The 21572-nt window shown below is 43.7% G+C and carries 16 protein-coding genes; 13 read left to right on the top strand and 3 right to left on the bottom strand.

What is annotated here, in order from left to right:
- Nucleotides 1-31 precede the first annotated feature (31 nt).
- The 3 genes from GZ22_RS15875 to GZ22_RS15885 all read left to right on the top strand — a co-directional run bounded on the left by GZ22_RS15875 (nt 32) and on the right by GZ22_RS15885 (nt 4342).
- Nucleotides 32-1456, top strand: coding sequence for a murein hydrolase activator EnvC family protein (locus tag GZ22_RS15875; protein ID WP_038564572.1), 1425 nt, complete (start codon nt 32-34; stop codon nt 1454-1456).
- 149 nt (nt 1457-1605) lie between these two features.
- On the top strand, nt 1606-3033 hold the full coding sequence (locus GZ22_RS15880) for a S41 family peptidase (RefSeq protein WP_038566279.1): 1428 nt from the start codon (nt 1606-1608) through the stop codon (nt 3031-3033).
- Nucleotides 3034-3145: 112 nt separating this feature from the next.
- Nucleotides 3146-4342: a PDZ domain-containing protein gene (locus tag GZ22_RS15885; RefSeq protein WP_038564575.1), complete on the top strand. Its 1197-nt coding sequence runs from the start codon at nt 3146-3148 to the stop codon at nt 4340-4342.
- An 87-nt stretch (nt 4343-4429) separates the two neighbouring features.
- On the opposite strand, the gene GZ22_RS15890 is transcribed toward GZ22_RS15885, so the two are convergent.
- Complete coding sequence (locus GZ22_RS15890) at nt 4430-5245, bottom strand: lipid II flippase Amj family protein (protein ID WP_038564578.1); 816 nt, start codon at nt 5243-5245, stop codon at nt 4430-4432.
- Nucleotides 5246-5481: 236 nt separating this feature from the next.
- Here GZ22_RS15890 and GZ22_RS15895 point away from each other — a divergent pair, with 236 nt between their 5' ends.
- Nucleotides 5482-6276: a sporulation protein gene (locus GZ22_RS15895; RefSeq protein ID WP_051748380.1), complete on the top strand. Its 795-nt coding sequence runs from the start codon at nt 5482-5484 to the stop codon at nt 6274-6276.
- 35 nt (nt 6277-6311) lie between these two features.
- Here the strand turns inward: GZ22_RS15895 and GZ22_RS15900 are convergent, their stop codons facing one another.
- Nucleotides 6312-9515, bottom strand: coding sequence for a DEAD/DEAH box helicase (locus tag GZ22_RS15900; RefSeq protein WP_038564581.1), 3204 nt, complete (start codon nt 9513-9515; stop codon nt 6312-6314).
- Nucleotides 9516-9639: 124 nt separating this feature from the next.
- Complete coding sequence (locus GZ22_RS15905) at nt 9640-10134, bottom strand: PTS sugar transporter subunit IIA (RefSeq protein ID WP_038564583.1); 495 nt, start codon at nt 10132-10134, stop codon at nt 9640-9642.
- Between the two features lie 253 nt (nt 10135-10387).
- Between GZ22_RS15905 and GZ22_RS15910 the strand changes: the two genes are divergently transcribed.
- The 9 genes from GZ22_RS15910 to lgt all read left to right on the top strand — a co-directional run bounded on the left by GZ22_RS15910 (nt 10388) and on the right by lgt (nt 21571).
- Entirely contained in the window at nt 10388-11977 is a 1590-nt protein-coding gene (locus GZ22_RS15910) for a peptide chain release factor 3 (RefSeq protein ID WP_038564586.1), read from the top strand.
- A 171-nt stretch (nt 11978-12148) separates the two neighbouring features.
- Complete coding sequence (gene uvrB / locus GZ22_RS15915; RefSeq protein WP_038564588.1) at nt 12149-14137, top strand: excinuclease ABC subunit UvrB; 1989 nt, start codon at nt 12149-12151, stop codon at nt 14135-14137.
- Nucleotides 14138-14142: 5 nt separating this feature from the next.
- On the top strand, nt 14143-17022 hold the full coding sequence (gene uvrA / locus GZ22_RS15920; RefSeq protein WP_038564591.1) for an excinuclease ABC subunit UvrA: 2880 nt from the start codon (nt 14143-14145) through the stop codon (nt 17020-17022).
- Between the two features lie 134 nt (nt 17023-17156).
- Nucleotides 17157-17504 (top strand): YojF family protein, encoded by a 348-nt coding sequence (locus GZ22_RS15925; RefSeq protein WP_038564594.1) that lies wholly within the window; start codon nt 17157-17159, stop codon nt 17502-17504.
- 15 nt (nt 17505-17519) lie between these two features.
- Nucleotides 17520-18194, top strand: coding sequence for a bacillithiol biosynthesis deacetylase BshB2 (gene bshB2 / locus GZ22_RS15930; RefSeq protein WP_038564596.1), 675 nt, complete (start codon nt 17520-17522; stop codon nt 18192-18194).
- 27 nt (nt 18195-18221) lie between these two features.
- On the top strand, nt 18222-19334 hold the full coding sequence (locus tag GZ22_RS15935) for a DUF4097 family beta strand repeat-containing protein (protein WP_038564598.1): 1113 nt from the start codon (nt 18222-18224) through the stop codon (nt 19332-19334).
- A gap of 11 nt (nt 19335-19345) precedes the next feature.
- Nucleotides 19346-19705 carry a phage holin family protein gene (locus GZ22_RS15940; protein ID WP_038564600.1) on the top strand — a complete coding sequence of 120 codons (360 nt, stop codon included), beginning with the start codon at nt 19346-19348 and terminating at the stop codon, nt 19703-19705.
- Between the two features lie 104 nt (nt 19706-19809).
- Nucleotides 19810-20766, top strand: a complete 957-nt coding sequence (gene hprK, locus GZ22_RS15945; RefSeq protein ID WP_038564602.1) for an HPr(Ser) kinase/phosphatase — start codon at nt 19810-19812, stop codon at nt 20764-20766.
- Nucleotides 20753-21571, top strand: a complete 819-nt coding sequence (gene lgt, locus GZ22_RS15950; RefSeq protein ID WP_038564605.1) for a prolipoprotein diacylglyceryl transferase — start codon at nt 20753-20755, stop codon at nt 21569-21571. Before hprK ends, lgt begins: the two co-directional genes overlap by 14 nt.
- Nucleotide 21572: the final 1 nt, after the last annotated feature.

The following is a 21572-nucleotide window of genomic DNA, read 5'->3' on the forward strand; positions in this document are numbered from 1 at the left end:
CTTTTAAAGGAAGAAAGGGAATGAGAGAAGAATGAAGAAGATGATCAAGCCTGTTCTTGTAGCTGTTCTAGCTGCAGGAGCAATCCTACATACTCCGATTCAAACGTTCGCGAAATCCTCATCTGATGTGCAGAGCGAGATAGATGAACTGCAAAAGAAGCAAGAGGAAAACAGCAATAAGCAAAGCGAAATCGAAGGTCAAATTAATAATGCAGAGTCCGAGCAGTCTGATAACCTAGCTGAACAGGATAATCTTTTGGCGAAGCTGGATGATTTGAACAACCAGATCGACAAAAATGAAAATGCATTGAATGATAAAGAAGATGAAATCACTGAAACAAACGAGAAAATCGAAAAGATCTCTGGTGAAATCGTAGAAACGGAAGATGACATCGACAAACGTGAAGATAAACTATCTGACCGTCTAGTCAGCATTCAGCAAAACGGTGGAGATGTTCAGTACTTGCAAGTATTGATGGGCTCCAAAAACTTTGGTGATATGGTAAACCGTCTGAACGCGGTTACTACTATCATGGATTCTGATAAGGAATTGTTGAACGGCTACATCCAAGCAAAGCAAAAGCTTGAAGATCAAAAGCAGCAGCGTGAAGATGAAAAACAGAACTTGCAGGATCAAAAAGATAAACTTGTAGATATCAAATCTGACTTAAAATCTCAAGCTAGCGAGCAAGAAGATTTGAAACAACAGCTTGAAGACGAATATTCAAAGCTTGAAGATCAAATTCTTTCTGCGGAAGAACAAAAGGAGCTTGCAGCTAACCAGGCTGAAGCACTTCGTCTAGCACAGGAAGATGCAGAATCTGAGAAATCTGATTTAGCAGCGCAGGAGAAAGCAGCAGCAGAAGCAAAAGCTGCAGCAGCTGCGGCTAAGAAAGCAGCAGAGAGCAAGCAAGAGTCTTCCTCTTCTAGCTCTAAAGCAAGCAGTTCTTCTAAGAGCAGCAGTTCAAGTAAGTCAAGTAACTCAAGCAGTGAAAGTAGCTCTAGCAGTTCTAGCAGCTCATCCAGTGCGAAATCAGCACAAGCTGGTATCTTCTCTTGGCCAGCACAAGGTCGCCTAAGCTCTGGATTCGGAGTACGTAATGATCCATTCGGAAGCGGATCTACTGGAAACCACTATGGACAAGATATCGCTAATGCAACAGGTACACCCGTTCATGCAGCAGCAGATGGTAGGGTTTCCCGCAGTGGTACGATGAGTGGTTACGGTAATGTAATCATCGTTACGCATTCCATTAATGGTCGTACGTATGAAACATTATACGGACACTTGGACAGCCGTGAAGTATCTGTAGGAGAAAAAGTCTCCAGAGGACAGGAAATTGCAAAAATGGGTAACACTGGAGCATCAACAGGTTCTCACCTTCACTTTGAAATACATGAAGGTACATGGAACGGTGCTAAGAGTAACGCAGTAGACCCGATGAAATATTTCTAATACCGGATTAAAAAAGACATTCTCCAATAGTGGAGGATGTCTTTTTCACATCATCTGACTCTTTTTAGTGATAAGATAGAGGGAGTCAAGCATAATAGTAGGATTAACGGATTGGACAAGTGGAGAAAGGATGAGAAGCGAACGTGCAGATAAGAAAAGCGACGTTGATAATAGCAATCATTGTGGCATTGGTAGTTGGGGCAGGGGGTAGCTATGCCTTTACATCATATGTGTATAACAAAGGTACTGGTATCCAATCTGCTTCGGAAGATAATAGTAATCTAACTGAGGTGGAGAACGCGTACCAACTTATTAAGGAGAATGCATTAGCCAAACCAGATGCACAGCAGCTTCAGGACGGTGCGATTAAGGGAATGCTGGAAACACTGGATGATCCGTACAGTTCTTTCCTGGATGAAGAATCCTCTACGCAGCTGAATCAGCAGCTGGAGTCTTCATTTGAAGGTATCGGGGCAGAAGTGAGTATGGTGGATAAACAGGTGACCATTGTGGCACCTATCAAGGATTCGCCTGCAGAAGATGCCGGGTTACGGCCGAACGACCAAGTACTGCAAGTGGATGGTGATTCCTTGCAGGGGCTGGATCTGCAGGAAGCAGTTAATAAAATCCGCGGAGAAAAAGGAACAACTGTTACATTATCTGTGAAGAGACCAGGTGTTTCGGAAGAACTTAAAATTGATGTAACTCGGGATGAAATTCCAGTTGAAACTGTCTATGCAGATACAAAAGAAGTGAATGGCAAAAAAGCTGGTGTCTTAGAAATTACATCATTCTCCGAGAGCACAGCTGATGAATTCAAGACAGCGCTGGATAAGCTGGAGCAAGAAGGTATCGACGGTTTGACCATCGATGTTCGTGGTAATCCAGGTGGAATTCTGACGACTGTAGAAGATATTCTGAAGAACTTTGTGACAAGTGACAAACCATATTTGCAGATTGAAGATAAGAATGGTGAGAAACAAGAGTTTTATACAGAATTGAAAGAGAAGAAAGATTACCCGATCAATATTCTAATTGATGAAGGCAGTGCTTCCGCATCCGAAATTCTTGCAGGTGCAATGAATCAGGCTGGCGATTATGAGCTGATTGGGAAAACAACATTCGGAAAAGGTACTGTACAGCAAACTGTACCATTAGAGAATGAGTCAATGCTCAAACTTACTCTATACAAATGGCTGACGCCTAATGGAGATTGGATCCATGAAAAAGGTATCAAGCCAACTGTCGAAGTTAATCAGCCAGAGTATTTCTACAGCTCTCCAATCCAATTGGATGACAATGAAAAGCTGGCATTCAATGATAACAATGACAAGATCAAGAATCTGCAAATCATGTTGGACGGTCTTGGATATGACCCGAGCCGTAAAGACGGTTATTTCAATGAAAAAACGGAATCAGCAGTCAAGCAGTTCCAGCAGGATAATGATTTGCAGGCATCAGGCGAAGTCAATCAGGAAACAGCAGATTTGCTTCAAACGAAAATCATCGAACAAGTACGTGATGGCAAGCATGATAACCAAATGGACAAAGCGCTGCAGCAGCTCTTTGCTAATTAAAACGAAGCCTCCCTTCATACGGGAGGCTTTTTCTATTGTCATAGGAAAACAGGGAGTATCATGTTAGAATAGACAATATACATAAGAGTTGGTTTATAGGGAGAGACACATAATGGTGAATGATTGGTTGACCGAACTGCTTTATGGGATCGGAAACTTCTTTTTAAATCCGCTGCTTTATTGGGCAGTGCTGCTGACTCTGTTCGTTTCCAACCGCAGAATCAGAAAAGAGCGGAACAACTTTGGTACGAAGGTATTTGGTTTCGGCAAAGAGTGGACAGGCACATGGGTTCTGTCGCTCGTTTTCGGACTTTTACTTACCGCTGTAAGTGTAGGAGCGGGAATCGTCATTGCGCCCGCTGTTGTATTATTAGTCAGCGTTGTTACGATTCTGCTGACATTGCTGCTTCGTTTCACATGGCTGTCATCAGCTTATATATTTGGATTCAGTTTTTTGCTAGCCTTGGGTGCAGCACCATACGCTGCTGATTATTTGCCGAACGGATGGGCAGATGATTTGGCAGGTCTTAATTGGATCAGCTTTGCGATTATCATGAGCATCGTAATGCTGGCGGAAGCTGTGCTGCTGCTCACAACCAAACAAGAGGATACGTTGCCAGAGCTGGTGAAAGGTCCGCGCGGTCGTTGGATCGGTCAGCACCGTTTCCGTAAGCTGTTGTTCATTCCTTTCTTCTTGTTAGTGCCAGCTGGCGCAATTGAACCCTTCGCTCCATGGTGGCCTTTCTTCCATCTGAACGGGACAAGCTATGGACTGTTGCTAGTACCGTTGCTAACTGGTGTAGATGGCTTTTCCAAAGGCCGTCCTGCATTCATTGAAGCACGGAAGCAAGGGAAAATGGTCTTGCTGTTAGCGCTTCTTACCCTAGCAGTGAGCGTGGCGAGTATGTACTCCTATTACTTCGCGATTGCAGCTTTCGTTATCGCACTTATCGGCAGAGAGGCTATCACGCTCTCCTTCCGGAACAAAGATCGCAAACGTGCGATGTATTACACAGAGAGCAGCAGTGGAATGTTTGTTCTTGCTGTTATTCCTGAAAGTCCGGCTGACAGGCTTGGTCTGCTACCAGGTGAACAAATTGAAAAAGTGAATGGCGTCCGTATAACAACGGAACGAGCATTTTATGAAGCAGTACAGTCTAACAGTCAATATTGCAAAATGGAAATCCGTGACGAACAAGGCGAAATCCGGATTAAACAACGTGCTATGTATGAAGGTGAGCCGCATGAGTTGGGTATTATCTTTGTACAAGAACAGCATAAGAAGAAAGCTGTGCCTATCAGCAGTTAATCTTGTTAATTTAAAATAAAAGCCCGCTTAGCTGATTACAGTTATGCGGGCTTTTATTATTTAAAGAACTCGGTAATGGAATAACACTTATGCAATGAATTTTGTGAACCAAGCTATATATTCTGCTCCCCATATGAAAAACACTTGAGCGAGTAATGTTCCCAACAGTCTGGAGGTTACCATCATCAGTGACATGCTTTTTAGTTTGTTATAGCTGCCTCTGCCATTCACGATATCATCTGCTATTACAGACAATTTAGGATCAATAAAAACAACCAATAATATTGTCGCCATTCCATTTATCAATCCTGATGCCATGATTGCTGTAGTCCCTCTTTCTGGAACTAATAAAGCCGCATATAAAGCAGCTAACACACCAATTGTATAGATTGAAGTAATAAACATATTTACGAGGAAAAGCCTTATTGGAATATCTTTCACTTTTAGATCCTGTAAATAAGAAAACTTCGGAAGACTAAAATGCGTTATGCTGCGCTTTATGTAATGTAATGAAAAAGTCCGTTTCATTAAAGATGGGACAGAACCTTTTTCCTCTGATAAATGAATGATTGCTCTTGAAAATAGAGCGATGAAAGTAGGAAGTAAGATAATGCCAAGCGCTGTACCAACTGTTGATGCTCCAATAAGGAAACGAAATTGAGTCTCTACAAACTCGAACTTATTTTCTGCTGGTGCATTATCGATTAAACTTCCTAAGAATGGCTGCTGCATCGTGTTAGACAATCTTGATACGATAACCATTATGTTAAAGAGAGATAGTGCTGATGCGATCATTTTGACTCTTGCACCGGATAACCTTACAGCATAAGCAAGTGTTTCTATCGAATGAATGATGAAAATAAATAAAGCGATAAACAGTAATTTTTCAGTTATAATCTCCATTGTGTAACCTTCTTTTTATAAATTTGCTACAGTAATCTATTAAACTCTCCTGGCTTAAGTGAAGTGCTAGTATTGATAGTACCATAAAAAGTAAATTATTCCTTTTATTTTTTAAAAGCAATATGAAGGGAAGAAACCAGAATCACTTTGTTTTCATTGATGCTGACTGAATCTAATCGAAACTATTTTCCAAACGATGCGTATACAGTCTATCCAATAATATGAGGTGATGGGGTTTGTCTATTTTTAATAAATTGATTGCCAGTGTTGGAATTGGTTCTGCTAAGGTGGATACAAAGATTAGGAATAATTATTTCGTTCAGGGAGAGATTCTGGATGGTGTCGTTGAAATTAAAGGCGGCGTAACCGATCAGGAGATTGACTCTATAAAACTGAAGCTGATGACGGTGTACGGACATGAGGATAGTGATCGTCTGTCGCAGGCGGTTGTGTTTATGCATAAGGTGAATGAGCCATTTATTATCTCAAAAGGAGAGAGAAAAGAGATTCCTTTCGCTTTTCGAATTCCTTTGGATACACCAATCACAATGCAAGATCCTAAAACATTTAAAAATGTACCGCCAGTTTGGATCGATACGGATGTAGATGTGAAGAACGCAGTTGATTTAAGTGACGTAGATCATATATCGATTGAGCCGACAGAAGTACATGAAAATATCATCGACGCGATAAAGGTAATCGGATTCAGGTTCAGACAAATGGAAAACCAGAAGCCGCCATACGGAATCAAAGTAGCTAGACCATATATCCAGCAGTACGAATTTATTCCTACACATGGAAGATACTTAAAGAAGCTCGATGAATTAGAGGTTTATATCCATCAGAACGATTATGAGACAACTATTTATTTTGAAATAGATAAGCGAAGCAAAGGTATGTTTTCTTCGTTAGTCGAGAACTTGAATTTAGATGAACATAGGGGCAGCGTTACGTTCAAGAATGAAGAAATCTTAAATAACAGAAGTCTTGTAAGTGATAAGTTCGATGAGATAATTCAATCTGTATTATAAGAAGAAGGAGCAAGCCAAAATGGCTTGCTCCTTTCTTATTCATCCTGCATGGATAGCAGGCTGCGTATTTCTTCTTCTGAAAGTGTATTAAGCATCGTTTCACCAGGCTGAATGATTTGATCAACAAGAGCCCGTTTACGCTGCTGTAATTCAAAGATTCGTTCCTCGATTGTTCCGCGCGAAAGCAGTCGGATCACTTGGACGACGTTTTTCTGACCGATGCGGTGTGCCCGACCGGCAGCTTGCTCTTCTACGGCTGGATTCCACCATAAGTCGAAGAGGATAACTGTATCTGCGCCTGTCAGATTCAGTCCTGTTCCTCCAGCCTTCAAGCTGATCAGGAAGCCGTCTTTTTCTCCTTCATTGAATGCTTCTGCCATCCGCATTCTTTCCTTGGCAGGTGTACTGCCATCCAGGTAGAAGACGTCCTTATCATCTAGTGCTTGCTGGATGATTCCGAGCATACTGGCAAACTGCGAGAAGATCAAGAATCGCTTGTTGCTTTGTTTCAGCTCTCGGATAACCTCGAGCAGCTGCTCTAATTTACCGGATTGTCCGCTGTAATTCTCGATGAATAGTGATGGGTGACAGCAGATTTGGCGCAATCGTGTCAGCCCAGCCAATATTTCTAGTTTACCGCGATCGAAGCCTTTCTCGGCGATTGTCTGATCAATCTTCCTTCGGATTCGATCTAAATAAGCCACATATACCTCTTTTTGCTCCTGAGTAAGATCTGAATAGTTCGTTGTCTCGATCTTTTCAGGAAGTTCGTGCAGCACTTCTGTTTTTACGCGTCTTAGTATGAATGGACGTGTCATCCGTGCGATTTTTTCTGGTTCCATATCGGTGAATGACTTACGGCTCCGGAATAGACCTGGTGAAATAGTATGGAAAATCGACCATAGCTCTTCCAGCCTGTTTTCAATTGGGGTGCCGCTCAGTGCAAATCGTTTACCTGCTTGAATCAGTCCCACTGCTTTGGCGGTCTGCGTTGCATGGTTTTTAATTGCCTGCGCTTCATCCAATATCAGACTATCGAATACTTGCCCGCTGTACACATGATTATCAATCCGCAATAACGGATAAGACGTGATGATAATATCATGCTCTTCCATCTGGGAAAGCTGTTCCTGCCGTTCTGCTGCTGAGCCGGAAATAACAAGCGTACGCATGTTTGGAGCAAACTTCTCGAATTCCTTCTGCCAGTTGTAAAGCAAAGAAGAAGGTACAACAATCAGCGCTGGACGCGCTGCTGGATTAGCTTCTCGTTCAGACGTGAGATAAGTAATCGTCTGCAATGTTTTCCCGAGACCCATATCATCAGCTAAAATACCGCCTAGTCCGTAATAAGCGAGTGTCTTCATCCACTTGAAGCCGGTCAACTGATAATCTCGCAGGGTTGCCTGCAGTCCGGATGGCAAGTCAAACTCAATCTGTTCCGGATGGCGAAGCCGCTCAATCAGTGTGCGGAATGCAGCTTCCATTTCAGCTCCGCGCAGAGACTCCTCTACCTGCATGCTTTGGGCAATCGGTACGAAAATATGCTGATTATTCAGCTGGTTCTTTTTGATTTGCATCTGTTCCAGGAAGTCTTGGAAGTCTTCCATAGATTCCTGCTCGAGATCGAGCAATGCACCATCAGGGATACGGTAGTATCTTTTCTTCTCTACCATTGCCTGCAGCACATTACTTATATGCGCTTCTGATAAACCAGACACGTCAAAGCTGATTTCCAGCATTCCCTTTTCCTGTTGCAGTCTGACTGATGAGGATACCTCATGCTGATCATCTGCCTGCATGGCTTGCACTCGATTGGAAATATACACTTCAGCAGTTTCCTGTAAAGCTGGCAGATGCTCATGAAGAAACAGATACATATACTCTGCATTAAGCAAATGGAATCGGCCTTTTGAAAAGCGGAATCCAGCGGCATGCAATTGCTGAAGAACTTTATCTTCTTTTGCAGGTTGGCGCTTGATAACTGGCATGTCTGTCTGCTGTTGTCCGGGCTGGATGACGTGATCGCCATAATGGAAAGATACACTGGCATGCAGTACATCGTCCGTTTCATCCAGAAAGACTTTTGCGACGAGAGGAGCCATTTCAATTTTGCTGCGAACTGTTTCAGCTACATGTACATGGCCGATTTGTTCCAGCTTGCCAACAACCTGTGACACAAAACGGTCGACATTCTTATCTGATACGGTCTGCGGTGTATCATGCCGATAGGGGAGAATGGTGAACAATTCTTTCACCAATTCCCGCTGTTCAGGAGGTACAGGGTATAGCGTGTCGTCTTTGACTAAGTAGTGATAGTTTTTGATATATTCATAAGCTGCGATATCCTGAACTCCTAGCTGCAGCATTTCGTCTTCATCAGTAGACAAATAAAAGTCCAGCCGTGCTGGCTGACTGCTCACTTGAAATGAATCCATTGGGTCTGTATGCAGCAAGTGAAGCGACGCTCCAGCATCTGCAAGCTGCGGCAGCAAATTCTTGGCTAAGGATGGCGTCAGCTTGATCGCGCGTTTTTCCGATTGTAGAGAAGAAGCTGTGAAATCATGAATCATACTGTTTTCACAAGCTTCCAGCAATCGCTCCAGGATAGCTTTGTCCTCAGGTGTAACAATATGTACACGAGGATCAAAAGCGAAACTCGGTGTAACCTGATAGCGGGTTTGATGCAGCACACTTCGAAGAAAGTCTTCAGCCAGGCGCACGATGTAGGTACGGGCAGTACCTGCTTTCAGTTCAACCTCGAAGACTGTATTGCCGTTTGTTTGCATAAAGCGCTGTTCGACCTTGTATTCAAGCTTCAATGTTTCCGGAGGCTTGGATGTCAAGCGTTCGGAAGGAGATACGAAGGCTTGCACAAGACGATCAGTAAAATCGGTTTGACGAGCTGCTGTCGGTGCAGCTGTTTCTTCCGTAACTGTGTATCCGTTACTGTCGAAACGATTCCGGCTGACTGCGATCAGGACGGCAGCAATATGCTTGCATGTATAATGGGTGTGATAGGCGGGGCAGCTGCAGACACCATCGAGATCGTCATCCTCAAAGAAGAAAATCCGTACAGGATAGTTTTCGGTGCCACGGACAACAGCCTTCCATTGATTAATGGATGGCGTAAAGCTTAGCCCTTGTACGCGCCCTTTATTGACATAGTCCAATCCTCTTCGGTAGAATCGATCGCCTGTCACTTTGATGATATCTTGTTTGTCGAGAAAATAAGATTGCATGAAAGCCCAGTCTCCAGTCTAAAAAAATCATTATCCTATCATTATAACAGATATAGCTATAGCCTTCCCTAATAGGATAAAAATAGGACAAAATAAAAAGGCAGCACTTGGCTGCCATTTCAGTTTATTTCTTTTTAACTTGGAATATCTGGGTTTCTCCAGCAATAGCTTGATCCGGGTAGAGTGCTTCTAATGTATACTCACTTGCTTCGTAATTGGTGATAATTACAGGAGTGATGCTGCTTTTCGCATTTGCTTCGATAAATGCTTTTTCGAAAGTGACGAGCTTATCGCCAGCAGAGACTTTATCGCCTGCTTTGACAAAAGTCTCGAAGCCTTCTCCCTTGAGATTGACAGTATCCAGACCGATATGGAGAAGCAGTTCCAATCCCATTGCTGTTTTCAAGCCGATGGCATGCTTTGTTTCGAACACTTGAACGACTTCTGCATCAATAGGGCTGACGATTGTCTCATCTGTTGGCTCGATAGCGATACCGTCACCCATCATCTTCTCGGCAAACACTGGATCAGGCACTTCTTCAAGCGGGACTACTTTTCCATTGACAGGGCTTACAAAACTTTCTTCCGTAATATTCTTACCGAATAGTTTCTTTAGCATATTATGTCTCTCCTCGGAATAGATCGAATTTTGATGAAAATCTTATTAGTATCATATTAAAGCGTTTTCTCCCTGCGGGTCAACGAAAAACATCCAGTCAGTTGGATATTGCCTAAAAGCGCTAACATTAGGTATAGTAGAGAAAGACTGATTTTTTGAGCGGAAATGAGGTTTGACGCAGTGTGATATAAGAAATCAATCACAAAGACAATCAGGCTATACGAATGATAATAGAACGGTAGGTAATGAACCGATGCAAATAAAACAAGAAGTACAAAAACGCAAGACTTTCGCAATCATCTCCCACCCGGATGCCGGGAAGACGACAATGACTGAGAAATTGCTCGTTTTCGGGAATCTAATTCGTACTGCAGGTACGGTAAAAGGTAAGAAATCAGGCAAATTCGCTACATCTGACTGGATGGAAATCGAAAAGCAGCGTGGAATTTCCGTTACATCATCTGTAATGAATTTTCCTTATAAAGATTATCAAGTCAACATCCTGGATACACCAGGACACGAAGATTTCAGTGAAGATACGTATCGTACACTAACGGCTGTGGATAGTGTTGTAATGATTATCGATGCGACAAAAGGTATCGAAGCACAGACATTGAAACTATTCAAAGTGTGTCGTATGCGCGGTATTCCAATCTTCACTTTCATTAACAAGCTTGACCGTGAAGGACGGGAGCCACTTGAGCTATTGGAGGAAATCGAAAGTGTATTGGATATCGAGACATATCCAATGAACTGGCCAGCAGGAATGGGCAAGCGTTTCCTAGGTATTTTTGATAGATACAACAAGCAATTTGTCCGCTTTAATGGTAATGAGGAAGAAACATTCATTCCTTATGATCAGCTGGATGATCCGCAGTATGCTGATTTAACAGGTGAATCTACATTTGAAGATACAAAAGGTGAGCTGGAGTTATTAGAAGAAGCTGGCGATCAATTCTCGTTGGATCGTGTGCTTGCTGGTAAGCAGACACCTGTGTTCTTTGGTAGTGCACTTGCACCATTCGGTGTACAGACATTCTTTGATACATTTGTTAATTTAGCGCCTGCGCCAGGCAGCCGCCGTACGACAGAAGGTATCGTATCTCCTGAGAATGAAGAGTTCTCTGGATTCGTCTTCAAGATTCAGGCAAATATGAATCCAGCTCACCGTGACCGTATTGCTTTCCTGCGTGTCTGCTCAGGAAAATTCGAGCGTGGTATGAGCGTTCAGCTAGCCCGCTCTGCGAAGCCGATCAAGCTTTCCCAATCACAGCAATTCGTCGCATCATCCCGTGATACGGTCGAAGAAGCATATGCCGGTGATATCATCGGTATTTATGATCCAAATATTTACCGAATCGGCGACACCCTCATTGAAGGAAAAGCGAACTTTGAATTTGATGAGCTGCCGCAATTCCCGCCGGAAGTGTTCAAGAAAGTTACTGCCAAGAACGTTATGAAAGCTAAGCAGTTCCAAAAAGGTATTGAGCAGCTTGTTCAAGAAGGAGCAATCCAGCTGTTCCGTGGTAAACGCGACAATAGCTATATTTTGGGTGCAGTCGGAGAGCTTCAGTACGAAGTATTCGAATATCGAATGAAAAACGAGTATAATGTAGAAGTGGTATTGGAATCGATGGGAGAACGCATTCCACGCTGGCTGAAAGCCGACCAAGTGGATGAACGTCTATTCGACGAGCGCAGTCTGCTCGCACAGGATCGCGAAGGGGATTACTTGGCATTGTTCAAGAATGATTTTGCCCTCCGCTGGTTCACGGATAAAAATCCAAAAGTCGATTTAATTGATCTATTTGAGGTCAACCAATACGATCAAGCTTCTAATTAATAATAAAGCCGTCAATTTTTGGCGGCTTTTTGCTATCTATTTGTTTATGTTTTGTATATTAGGTAAACATCTATACTAGCAGGTGTGTGGAATTTTAAACGAATGTTTGTTCGTGTTTTTATATATTTTATGCTATGATGAAACTAGCATACAGAACGGAGGAATTTGGCATTGAAAGAAAAGGAAACGTTTGAGTTAGTATCCAAATACGAGCCGCAGGGTGACCAGCCTAGAGCGATTGACGCCCTTGTCGATGGCATCCATCAAAACAAGCGTCATCAGACACTTCTCGGCGCGACTGGTACCGGTAAGACGTTCACCATCTCGAACATGGTGAAGGAGATAAATAAACCGACACTTGTCATTGCACATAACAAAACACTGGCTGGTCAGCTGTACAGTGAGTTTAAGGAATTTTTCCCGAACAATGCAGTGGAGTATTTCGTCAGCTATTACGATTATTATCAACCAGAAGCGTACGTACCACAGACAGATACATTCATCGAGAAGGACGCAAGCATCAATGATGAGATTGATAAACTGCGCCACTCCGCTACATCTGCGTTATTTGAACGTAATGATGTATTAATTGTGGCAAGTGTGTCCTGTATCTATGGCTTGGGTTCCCCGGAGGAATATAAAAGCCAGGTGCTGTCTGTCCGAGTTGGAATGGAGAAGGACCGAGATGCCCTGCTCCGCAACTTAGTGGATATCCAATACGCCCGGAATGATATTGACTTCCAGCGCGGAACCTTCCGTGTTCGCGGTGACTCAGTTGAAGTAATTCCGGCATCAAAGGAAGAACATTGCATTCGTTTTGAGTTCTTTGGAGATGAAATAGATCGGATTCGTGAAGTGGACGCCCTGACTGGCGAAATAATCGGAGATCGGGAGCATGTTGCTATTTTCCCTGCTTCCCACTTCGTAACGCGCGAGGAGAATCTCAAGAAAGCAATCGTCAATATTGAGAAAGAGCTTGAAGGCCAGCTCAAAGTCTTCAAGGAGCAAGGCAAACTGCTGGAAGCACAGCGTCTTGAACAGCGGACAAATTACGACTTGGAAATGATGAGGGAGATGGGTTTTTGTTCAGGTATCGAAAACTACTCAGCTCAGCTTACTTTCCGCGAACCAGGGGCCACGCCTTATACACTGCTGGACTTCTTCCCCGATGATTTCTTAGTTGTCGCAGATGAGTCCCATGTTACGCTGCCACAGATAAGGGGAATGTACAATGGTGACCAAGCGCGGAAAAAGGTGCTCGTAGACCATGGCTTCCGTCTGCCATCAGCTATGGATAACCGGCCGCTCACATTCCAGGAATTCGAGAAGAAGACAGAACAGCTTGTCTATGTATCTGCGACACCTGGTCCTTATGAAATCGAGCATACACCGGAAATGATTGAACAGATCATCCGTCCGACAGGATTGCTGGATCCCGAAATCGACATCCGTCCAATCGAAGGACAGATTGATGATATTATCAGTGAAATTTATAAACGGACTGAAAAGAATGAACGTGTATTAATCACTACGCTAACGAAAAAAATGTCTGAGGATTTAACCGATTATTTGAAGGATATCGGTATAAAAGTGGCGTATTTGCATTCAGAAATTAAAACGCTAGAACGAATTGAAGTTATCCGTGATTTGCGGGTAGGTAAATACGATGTACTTATTGGAATCAACTTGCTTCGAGAGGGTTTGGATATTCCGGAGGTTTCCCTTGTAGCCATACTTGATGCGGATAAGGAAGGATTCCTGAGATCCGAGCGTTCATTGATTCAAACAATGGGCCGGGCCGCTCGTAACGAAAACGGCCATGTCATTATGTATGCAGATAAAATTACCGATAGCATGCAAAAAGCGATGGATGAGACGGCACGACGCCGTGAGATTCAGATGGCTTACAATAAAGAGCATGGCATTACACCGCGTACCATCCAGAAGGAAGTGCGGGATGTCATTAAAGCAACGATTAGTTCTGAAGAGTCCGGAACAAATAAGAAAGATACACCGGACTTGACGAAGCTTACGAAGAAAGAAAAAGAAAAAGTCATAGCCGAGATGGAAAAAGAAATGAAACAGGCTGCACGCGATCTCAATTTCGAGCGCGCTGCCGAGCTTCGTGATCTTGTATTGGAACTAAAAGTGGAAGGGTGAAGAAAGTGGCGAAGAAAAATATTTCAGTCAGAGGCGCCCGCGCCAATAACTTAAAAAATATCGATATTGATATACCAAAGGATAGTCTAGTCGTATTGACTGGACTGTCTGGGTCAGGGAAATCCTCGCTCGCTTTTGATACCATCTACGCAGAAGGGCAGCGGCGTTATGTAGAATCCTTGTCTGCATATGCCCGCCAGTTCCTTGGTCAGATGGATAAGCCTGACGTCGATTCTATCGAAGGCTTGTCGCCAGCTATCAGTATCGATCAGAAAACAACAAGCAAGAACCCGCGTTCCACTGTCGGAACAGTTACGGAAATCTATGATTATCTGCGTCTTCTGTATGCAAGAGTCGGACGTCCAACGTGTCCGCGTCATGGTATTGAAATCAGTTCTCAAACAGTAGAGCAAATGGCCGATCGTATTCTGGAATTTCCTGAGCGTTCTCGATTACAGGTACTTGCACCTGTAATCTCCGGTAAGAAAGGCGAGCATGTGAAGGTGCTTGAAAAGCTTAAAGCGGAAGGCTATATCCGTCTTCGCGTTGATGGTGAAATGATGGAGATTCACGATGATATCAAACTGGAGAAAACAAAGAAACACTCTATTGAAGTTGTTGTCGATCGTATTGTTATCAAAGAAGGTGTTACTGGTCGTCTGACAGATTCATTGGAAACGGCACTTACGCTGGGAGACGGCAAAGTCATCGTGGACGTGATGGATGTCGAGGAACTGCTTTTCAGTGAGCACCATGCTTGCCCGATTTGCGGATTCTCTATTGGAGAACTGGAGCCTCGCATGTTTTCTTTCAATAATCCATTTGGGGCGTGCACAACTTGTGACGGACTTGGTACTAAATTAGAGGTCGATCCTGATCTAGTAATTCCGAATAAGGATTTGACACTGCGCGATGGCGCAATTGCAGCGTGGGAACCGACTAGCTCCCAGTATTATCCGAAGCTCTTGGAAGCTGCCTGCAGCCACTTTGGTATCGATATGGATGTACCGGTAAACGAATTGCCGGAGGGACAGCTTGATATCCTAATGAACGGAAAGAAAAAGGACAAGATTCATTTTCGCTATGAAAATGACTTTGGCCGCGTAAGAGAAAGCAATATCGAGTTCGAAGGTGTTTTAACTAATATTGCTCGGCGTTACCGGGAAACAACATCCGATTTCATCCGTGAACAGATGGAAAAGTATATGAACAACCGACCGTGTCCGAAATGTAAAGGTCATCGTCTGCGCGAAGAATCGCTCGCAGTTCTTATCAACGGTCATCACATCAGTAATGTAACTGCTAAATCAGTAATTGAAGTGAAACACTTCATGGAAGACCTTGAACTGAGCGAGAAGGAAAGACAAATTGCTTTTATGATCACCAAGGAGATTATAGATAGGATTACTTTCCTGAATAATGTCGGCTTGGATTATTTGACGCTTTCCCGTGCAGCTGGCACATTGTCGGGAGGAGAAGCACAGCGTATTCGTCTTGCTACCCAGATTGGATCGGCTTTGACTGGTGTATTGTATGTGCTGGATGAGCCGTCTATTGGGCTGCATCAGCGTGATAATGACAGGCTGATCGAAACGATGAAGCGGATGCGCGATCTCGGCAATACGCTTCTTGTCGTTGAGCATGATGAAGATACGATGATGGAAGCCGATTGGCTTATCGATGTCGGACCTGGTGCCGGTGAGCATGGCGGACAAATCACGAGTCAGGGAACACCTGCAAAAGTGATGAAAGATAAAAAGTCACTAACTGGACAATATTTGTCCGGCAAGAAATTTATTCCGCTGCCATTCGAACGCCGCAGTCCGGATATGCAGCGTTCCATTGAAATCGTCGGAGCGGAAGAAAATAACTTGAAAAAAGCATCTGCGAAGATTCCGCTCGGTCTTTTCACCGCGGTTACAGGTGTATCCGGATCCGGAAAAAGTACATTCGTAAATGAGATCCTTCACAAAACTCTAGCGCAGAAGCTGAACCGGAGCAAAGTGAAGCCTGGTAAACATAAACAGATTAAAGGTTTGGAGCATCTGGACAAAGTTATCGACATTGACCAGTCTCCAATCGGACGGACTCCTCGTTCTAACCCGGCTACGTATACTGGTGCTTTCGATGATGTTCGTGATGTGTATGCAAGCACGAATGCTGCAAAGGTTCGCGGCTATAAAAAAGGCCGTTTCAGCTTTAACGTCAAGGGCGGGCGCTGTGAAGCTTGCCGCGGAGACGGAATCATCAAGATTGAGATGCATTTCCTTCCCGATGTGTATGTACCTTGTGAAGTTTGTCATGGTAAACGGTATAACCGGGAAACACTTGAGATTAAATATAAAGGTAAAAGTATTGCAGATGTCCTGGATATGACGATTGAAGAGGGCTTGGAGTTCTTTGCCAACATCCCGAAAATCAAGCGTAAACTGCAGACGATTTCTGATGTGGGTCTTGGCTATGTAAAACTAGGACAGCCTGCAACGACATTATCCGGTGGTGAAGCGCAACGCGTGAAGCTTGCCAGTGAACTGCATAAACGCAGTAATGGTAAGACATTCTACATCCTGGATGAACCGACAACAGGCTTGCATGTGGACGATATTTCACGATTGCTGAAAGTACTTGAGCGCATTGTGGAAAATGGGGATACGGTTCTCGTTATTGAACATAACCTCGATGTTATCAAAACAGCTGACTACCTTATTGATCTAGGTCCCGAAGGCGGAGATCGAGGCGGAGAGATTGTAGCAACCGGTACACCAGAAGAAGTAGCAGAAGTTCCTGCTTCTTACACTGGTAAGTACTTGAAGCCGATTCTTGAGCGTGATCGTGAACGTACGACGAGCCAAATAGAGTATGCAACGCATGTTGCAGAACGCTAAAAAGATACAGCGAGGCTATTGCCCGCTGTATTTTTTTACATATGTTAATCCCTTAAAAACGTCCAAATGAGCATTGCAGGGGAATTTGTAGTAAAATATTTGTTTAGATATAGCTTTGGAAGGAGCGACTTACGGTGAAGCCGATTGATTTGAATGAAGTGCAAGAACAAATAGATGCATTTGCTGGAAAAAAAGTGTTTATACATCTGGAAACGACAAATGGTGCATATGCTAATCATGTAAATGAAAAAGCGTACAATGTTGGTGCTTTTATCCGGAATGCACAGGTGACTTACGAGCATGGCAAGATAAAAGGTGCTGGAGCAGCCTATCGCGTTGGATTGAAAACAGAAAACGGCTGGGTTTACGCAGAAGGACTGAATGCATGGGAATTGGATGAGAAGAATCGTCTGCTCATGGCTGGTCATGATCGTGAAGGTCGATTGATGGTTTCATTGGAAATAAGCGAGACAGCGTTCTAAGGAGGAGCAATAATCATGGAAAAACACGTAGTAGTTATCTTCCCGCATCCGGACGACGAAGCTTTCGGAGCTGCTGGTACAATTGCTAAGTTCAGACAGGAAGGTGTGCCGGTAACATACTTGTGCGGCACATTGGGAGAAATGGGGCGCAATATGGGTAATCCTACTTTTGCGACTCGTGAGTCATTACCTGAAATTCGTAAGAAAGAATTGCAGGATGCTTGTAAAGTGATGGATGTAGAATTGAAAATGCTTGGTTACCGAGATAAAGTGTTGGAATTCGAAGATCTATCTAAAGTTAGCGATCATTTGAAAGAGTTGCTTGAGACAATCAAACCAACACTTGTAATCACGCACTATCCGGAGTATGCAGTTCATCCTGACCACAATGCACTTGGTGCAGCTGCGATCGATGCTGTGTCACGGATGGAGGAAAGTACTCGTCCGACAGTTTGGGCGCAGGCGTTTATGCGCGGATACCAGGAGATCTTAGGAAAACCTGATGTCGTACAGGATATCCGTCCTTTTGTAAAAACGAAAGTGAAGACGATTCTTTGCCATAAATCTCAAGCGCAAGGCGTGCTTGGAAATGTCACTGGCGAAGAACTTACAGAAGAGAACATGGAAGCTATCGCATTGGAACATTTCAAAGAGGAAACATTCTATACTTGGAACTTCGAAAACATATAATCCGTATATGTGAAAAGGAGGCTATGTATGAGAACAGAGAGAAAGAAGATTCTGAAACAGCTGGAAGAGGGAAAGCTTACCGCTGAAGAAGCAGAGCTGCAGCTTGCTGCTCTCGATGAGCGGGCTTTCGGTGCTGTGCAGGAACAGGATATCAACGAAGAGAAGGAACTGGTGGTTCAGGAGCTTGTAACAGCTGGTGAGGATCCTAAAACGCAACGTACCGGCAGCAAGACAGCCAAGAAAAAGAATGTCGGTCCAAAAGTGCTTCAATATGTCCAACAAGCTTTCAGTAAGATTAAGAATGCTGATTTGGATTTAAACTTTGGCGATCATTATACAGTCGATCACATTTTTCAGGCCGATGAGACATTCGCGAAATTAGAGCTGAAAATATATAATGGCTCGATTGCGGTTAAGAGCTGGAATGAGCCTTTCGCACGGCTCGAGACGAAAGCGAAGGTCTATCAGGAGGAAGATGAGCAGGCTGCTAGGAAGCGGTTTACTGATAAAGCTTATTTCGCGATTGCGGACGGCAAACTACAGTTTTCCTTACAAGATAAACGGATCAAGCCTGAAATTACTTTGTATGTTCCAGAATCAGTGTATGAAGAATGTGTTTTGAAAACTTTTAACGGTACGATTCGTACGGATTCTGTGAGCAGCACGAATATATATTGCAAAACGACGAATGGCAGCATCGATTTGCAAGGAGGCGGCGGTTCTATCGTCAGTGCTGAAACCTCCAACGGCAGTATCAAGCTGAAACATGTGGCTGCGAAGGATCTTCTGTGTGAGTCCGTTAACGGCTCGCTCCGACTGGAAGGGAATTTCCGAAAGCTTGATGCGCAAACTTTCAATGGCAGCATCCATTGCGAGTGGCATAACGATGATCCAGACAGTGCTTTCTTCAAAGCTACGAATGGCAGTATCCGATTGAAGTCCTTAGCGGCAATCCCGCTTAATGGACGAATTACGACGAATATCGGGTCGCTGCATTGTGATTTGGATGAATATATTGTTATTGATGAATCAAAGGAAGTCGTTAAAAAAGCTCTCAAATTCGAGACGTATCCAGCGGCAGCAGAAAAACTCCACTTGGAAGCAAACACAAAGACAGGTTCTGTATGGGTGCTTCCTTAACATGGAGATAAATTATGCTTAGATGGATTTTGACACTATTACTGAACAGCGTATCATTAATCATTGTCAGTCATTTATTTGATTCCTTTTATCTAGAAGGCTTTGGTACTGCCATCCTGGCTAGCTTTATTTTGTCAGTTCTTAATCTTCTAGTCCGTCCAGTGCTGATTGTCTTGACGCTGCCATTGACTGCTTTGACATTCGGATTGTTTCTGTTTGTCGTCAATGCAGTTACCTTGATGATTACACAAGGTCTGATTGGTGATAGTTTCGTTATCGAGGGATTTGGTACAGCGATTATCGCGGCAATTATCCTTGCTTTGCTGAATCTTATACTGAATTGGCTCATCCGTGATCGGATTACAAATTGAAGAAGCTCTGCGGCATATCGCTGCAGGGCTTTTTTGTGCCTAAGTATCTATCTTTTCTGGAAGTATGCTAGAATAAACAAGAATTGTTAGGATGGAGGGTTCTTATGGCAAAAGTGGTCATTCAAGATTTATTAGATCGTTTCAATCTGGAATTGCTGACAGGGGATGCAGGCGTACAGCGTGAGATTTTCATGAGTGATATTTCCCGTCCTGGTATAGAGTTGACTGGTTATTTTAAATATTATCCGAAAGATAGGCTGCAGCTGTTCGGAAAGACGGAGCTTTCCTTTCTCGAGGAGCTGACAAGTGAGCAGAAGCGAGACCGTTTCGAGAAAATATGCTCTGACGTTACGCCAGGTCTGATTATCACAAGAGGTCAGGAAGTTCCGCCTGAGATGAAAGAAGCAGCAGAGGCTGCTGGTGTTCCGATATTACGTTCACCACATAAGACGACGCGTGTTATCAGTCGGATTACGAACTTCCTGGAAGCGAAATTTGCTCCGTTCACCGCAGTGCATGGTGTATTGGTAGATATCTATGGAATCGGCATTCTGATCACAGGACAAAGCGGTGTAGGTAAGAGTGAAACAGCATTGGAGCTCGTCAAGCGCGGACACCGTCTCGTTGCAGATGACAGTGTTGAAATCCGGCAGGAGGATTATGATACCCTTATCGGAAATTCTCCGTCGTTAATCGAACATTTACTGGAGATTCGAGGCCTAGGCATCATCAATGTGATGACGCTATTTGGTGCAGGTGCTGTACGCAGTCACAAGAAAATTTCCATTGTCATCAACTTGGAAACATGGGATCAATCGAAACAATATGATCGAGTCGGTCTTGATGAAGACACGATGAAAATCATGGATGTAAACGTACCGAAAATGACAGTACCAGTTCGTCCTGGACGTAACTTGGCAGTCATAATCGAAGTAGCTGCGATGAACTTCCGTCTGAAGCGTATGGGCGTGAATGCAGCTGAAGAATTTTCACAGCGTCTTACCAAGATGATTGAAACAGGAAAAGATGATGAGGGAGACATGATGGATGGAAATGTGTGAAGTACAACCGCTTAATCGGGTATTTCTGCAGCTCGGTTCGGTGTCTATCTATTGGTATGGCGTCATTATCGCAGTCGGTGCGGCGCTTGGACTATGGCTGGCTATCCGCGAGTCAAAAAAACGCGGATTACATAAAGATACTTTCGTAGATTTCCTTGTATTCGCTATTCCGGCTGCCATCATTTCTGCGCGTATTTATTACGTTGCGTTTGAATGGGAAAGCTATGCGGATGGTCCGTTTTGGAAAGTGTTTGCAATATGGGAAGGTGGCATCGCTATCCATGGTGCCTTGATCGGTTCCATCATTACGGCAATCATCTTCTGCCGAGTAAAGAAAATTCCTTTCTGGAAGCTGGCGGATATTACGGCTCCGAGTTTAATACTTGGACAAGCAATTGGACGCTGGGGCAACTTCATGAACCAGGAAGCTCATGGCGGACCTGTTTCAGCAGAAGCATACCAGAATTATATTCAATATCTCCCGGATTTCATCAATAACCAAATGTGTATTGATGGAGTTCTGTATCACCCAACATTCCTTTACGAATCATTGTGGAATATTCTTGGTTTCGTTATTTTGCTCATTCTTCGCAGAGTAAACCTGAAACGTGGGGAAATGTTCTTGTTCTACCTCGCATGGTATAGCCTTGGACGCTACTTTATCGAAGGAATGCGGACAGATAGTCTTGTAGCTGAGGGATTGCGTGCAGCGCAAATCGTCTCAATCGTGGCTATCGCCATTGCGATAATTATAGTTATTATCCGCCGACGCCCTGGTGCGAATACACCTCGTTATAAAGATTAAG

The sequence above is a fragment of the Terribacillus saccharophilus genome (assembly GCF_000725365.1).
Classification (GTDB): domain Bacteria; phylum Bacillota; class Bacilli; order Bacillales; family Amphibacillaceae; genus Terribacillus; species Terribacillus saccharophilus.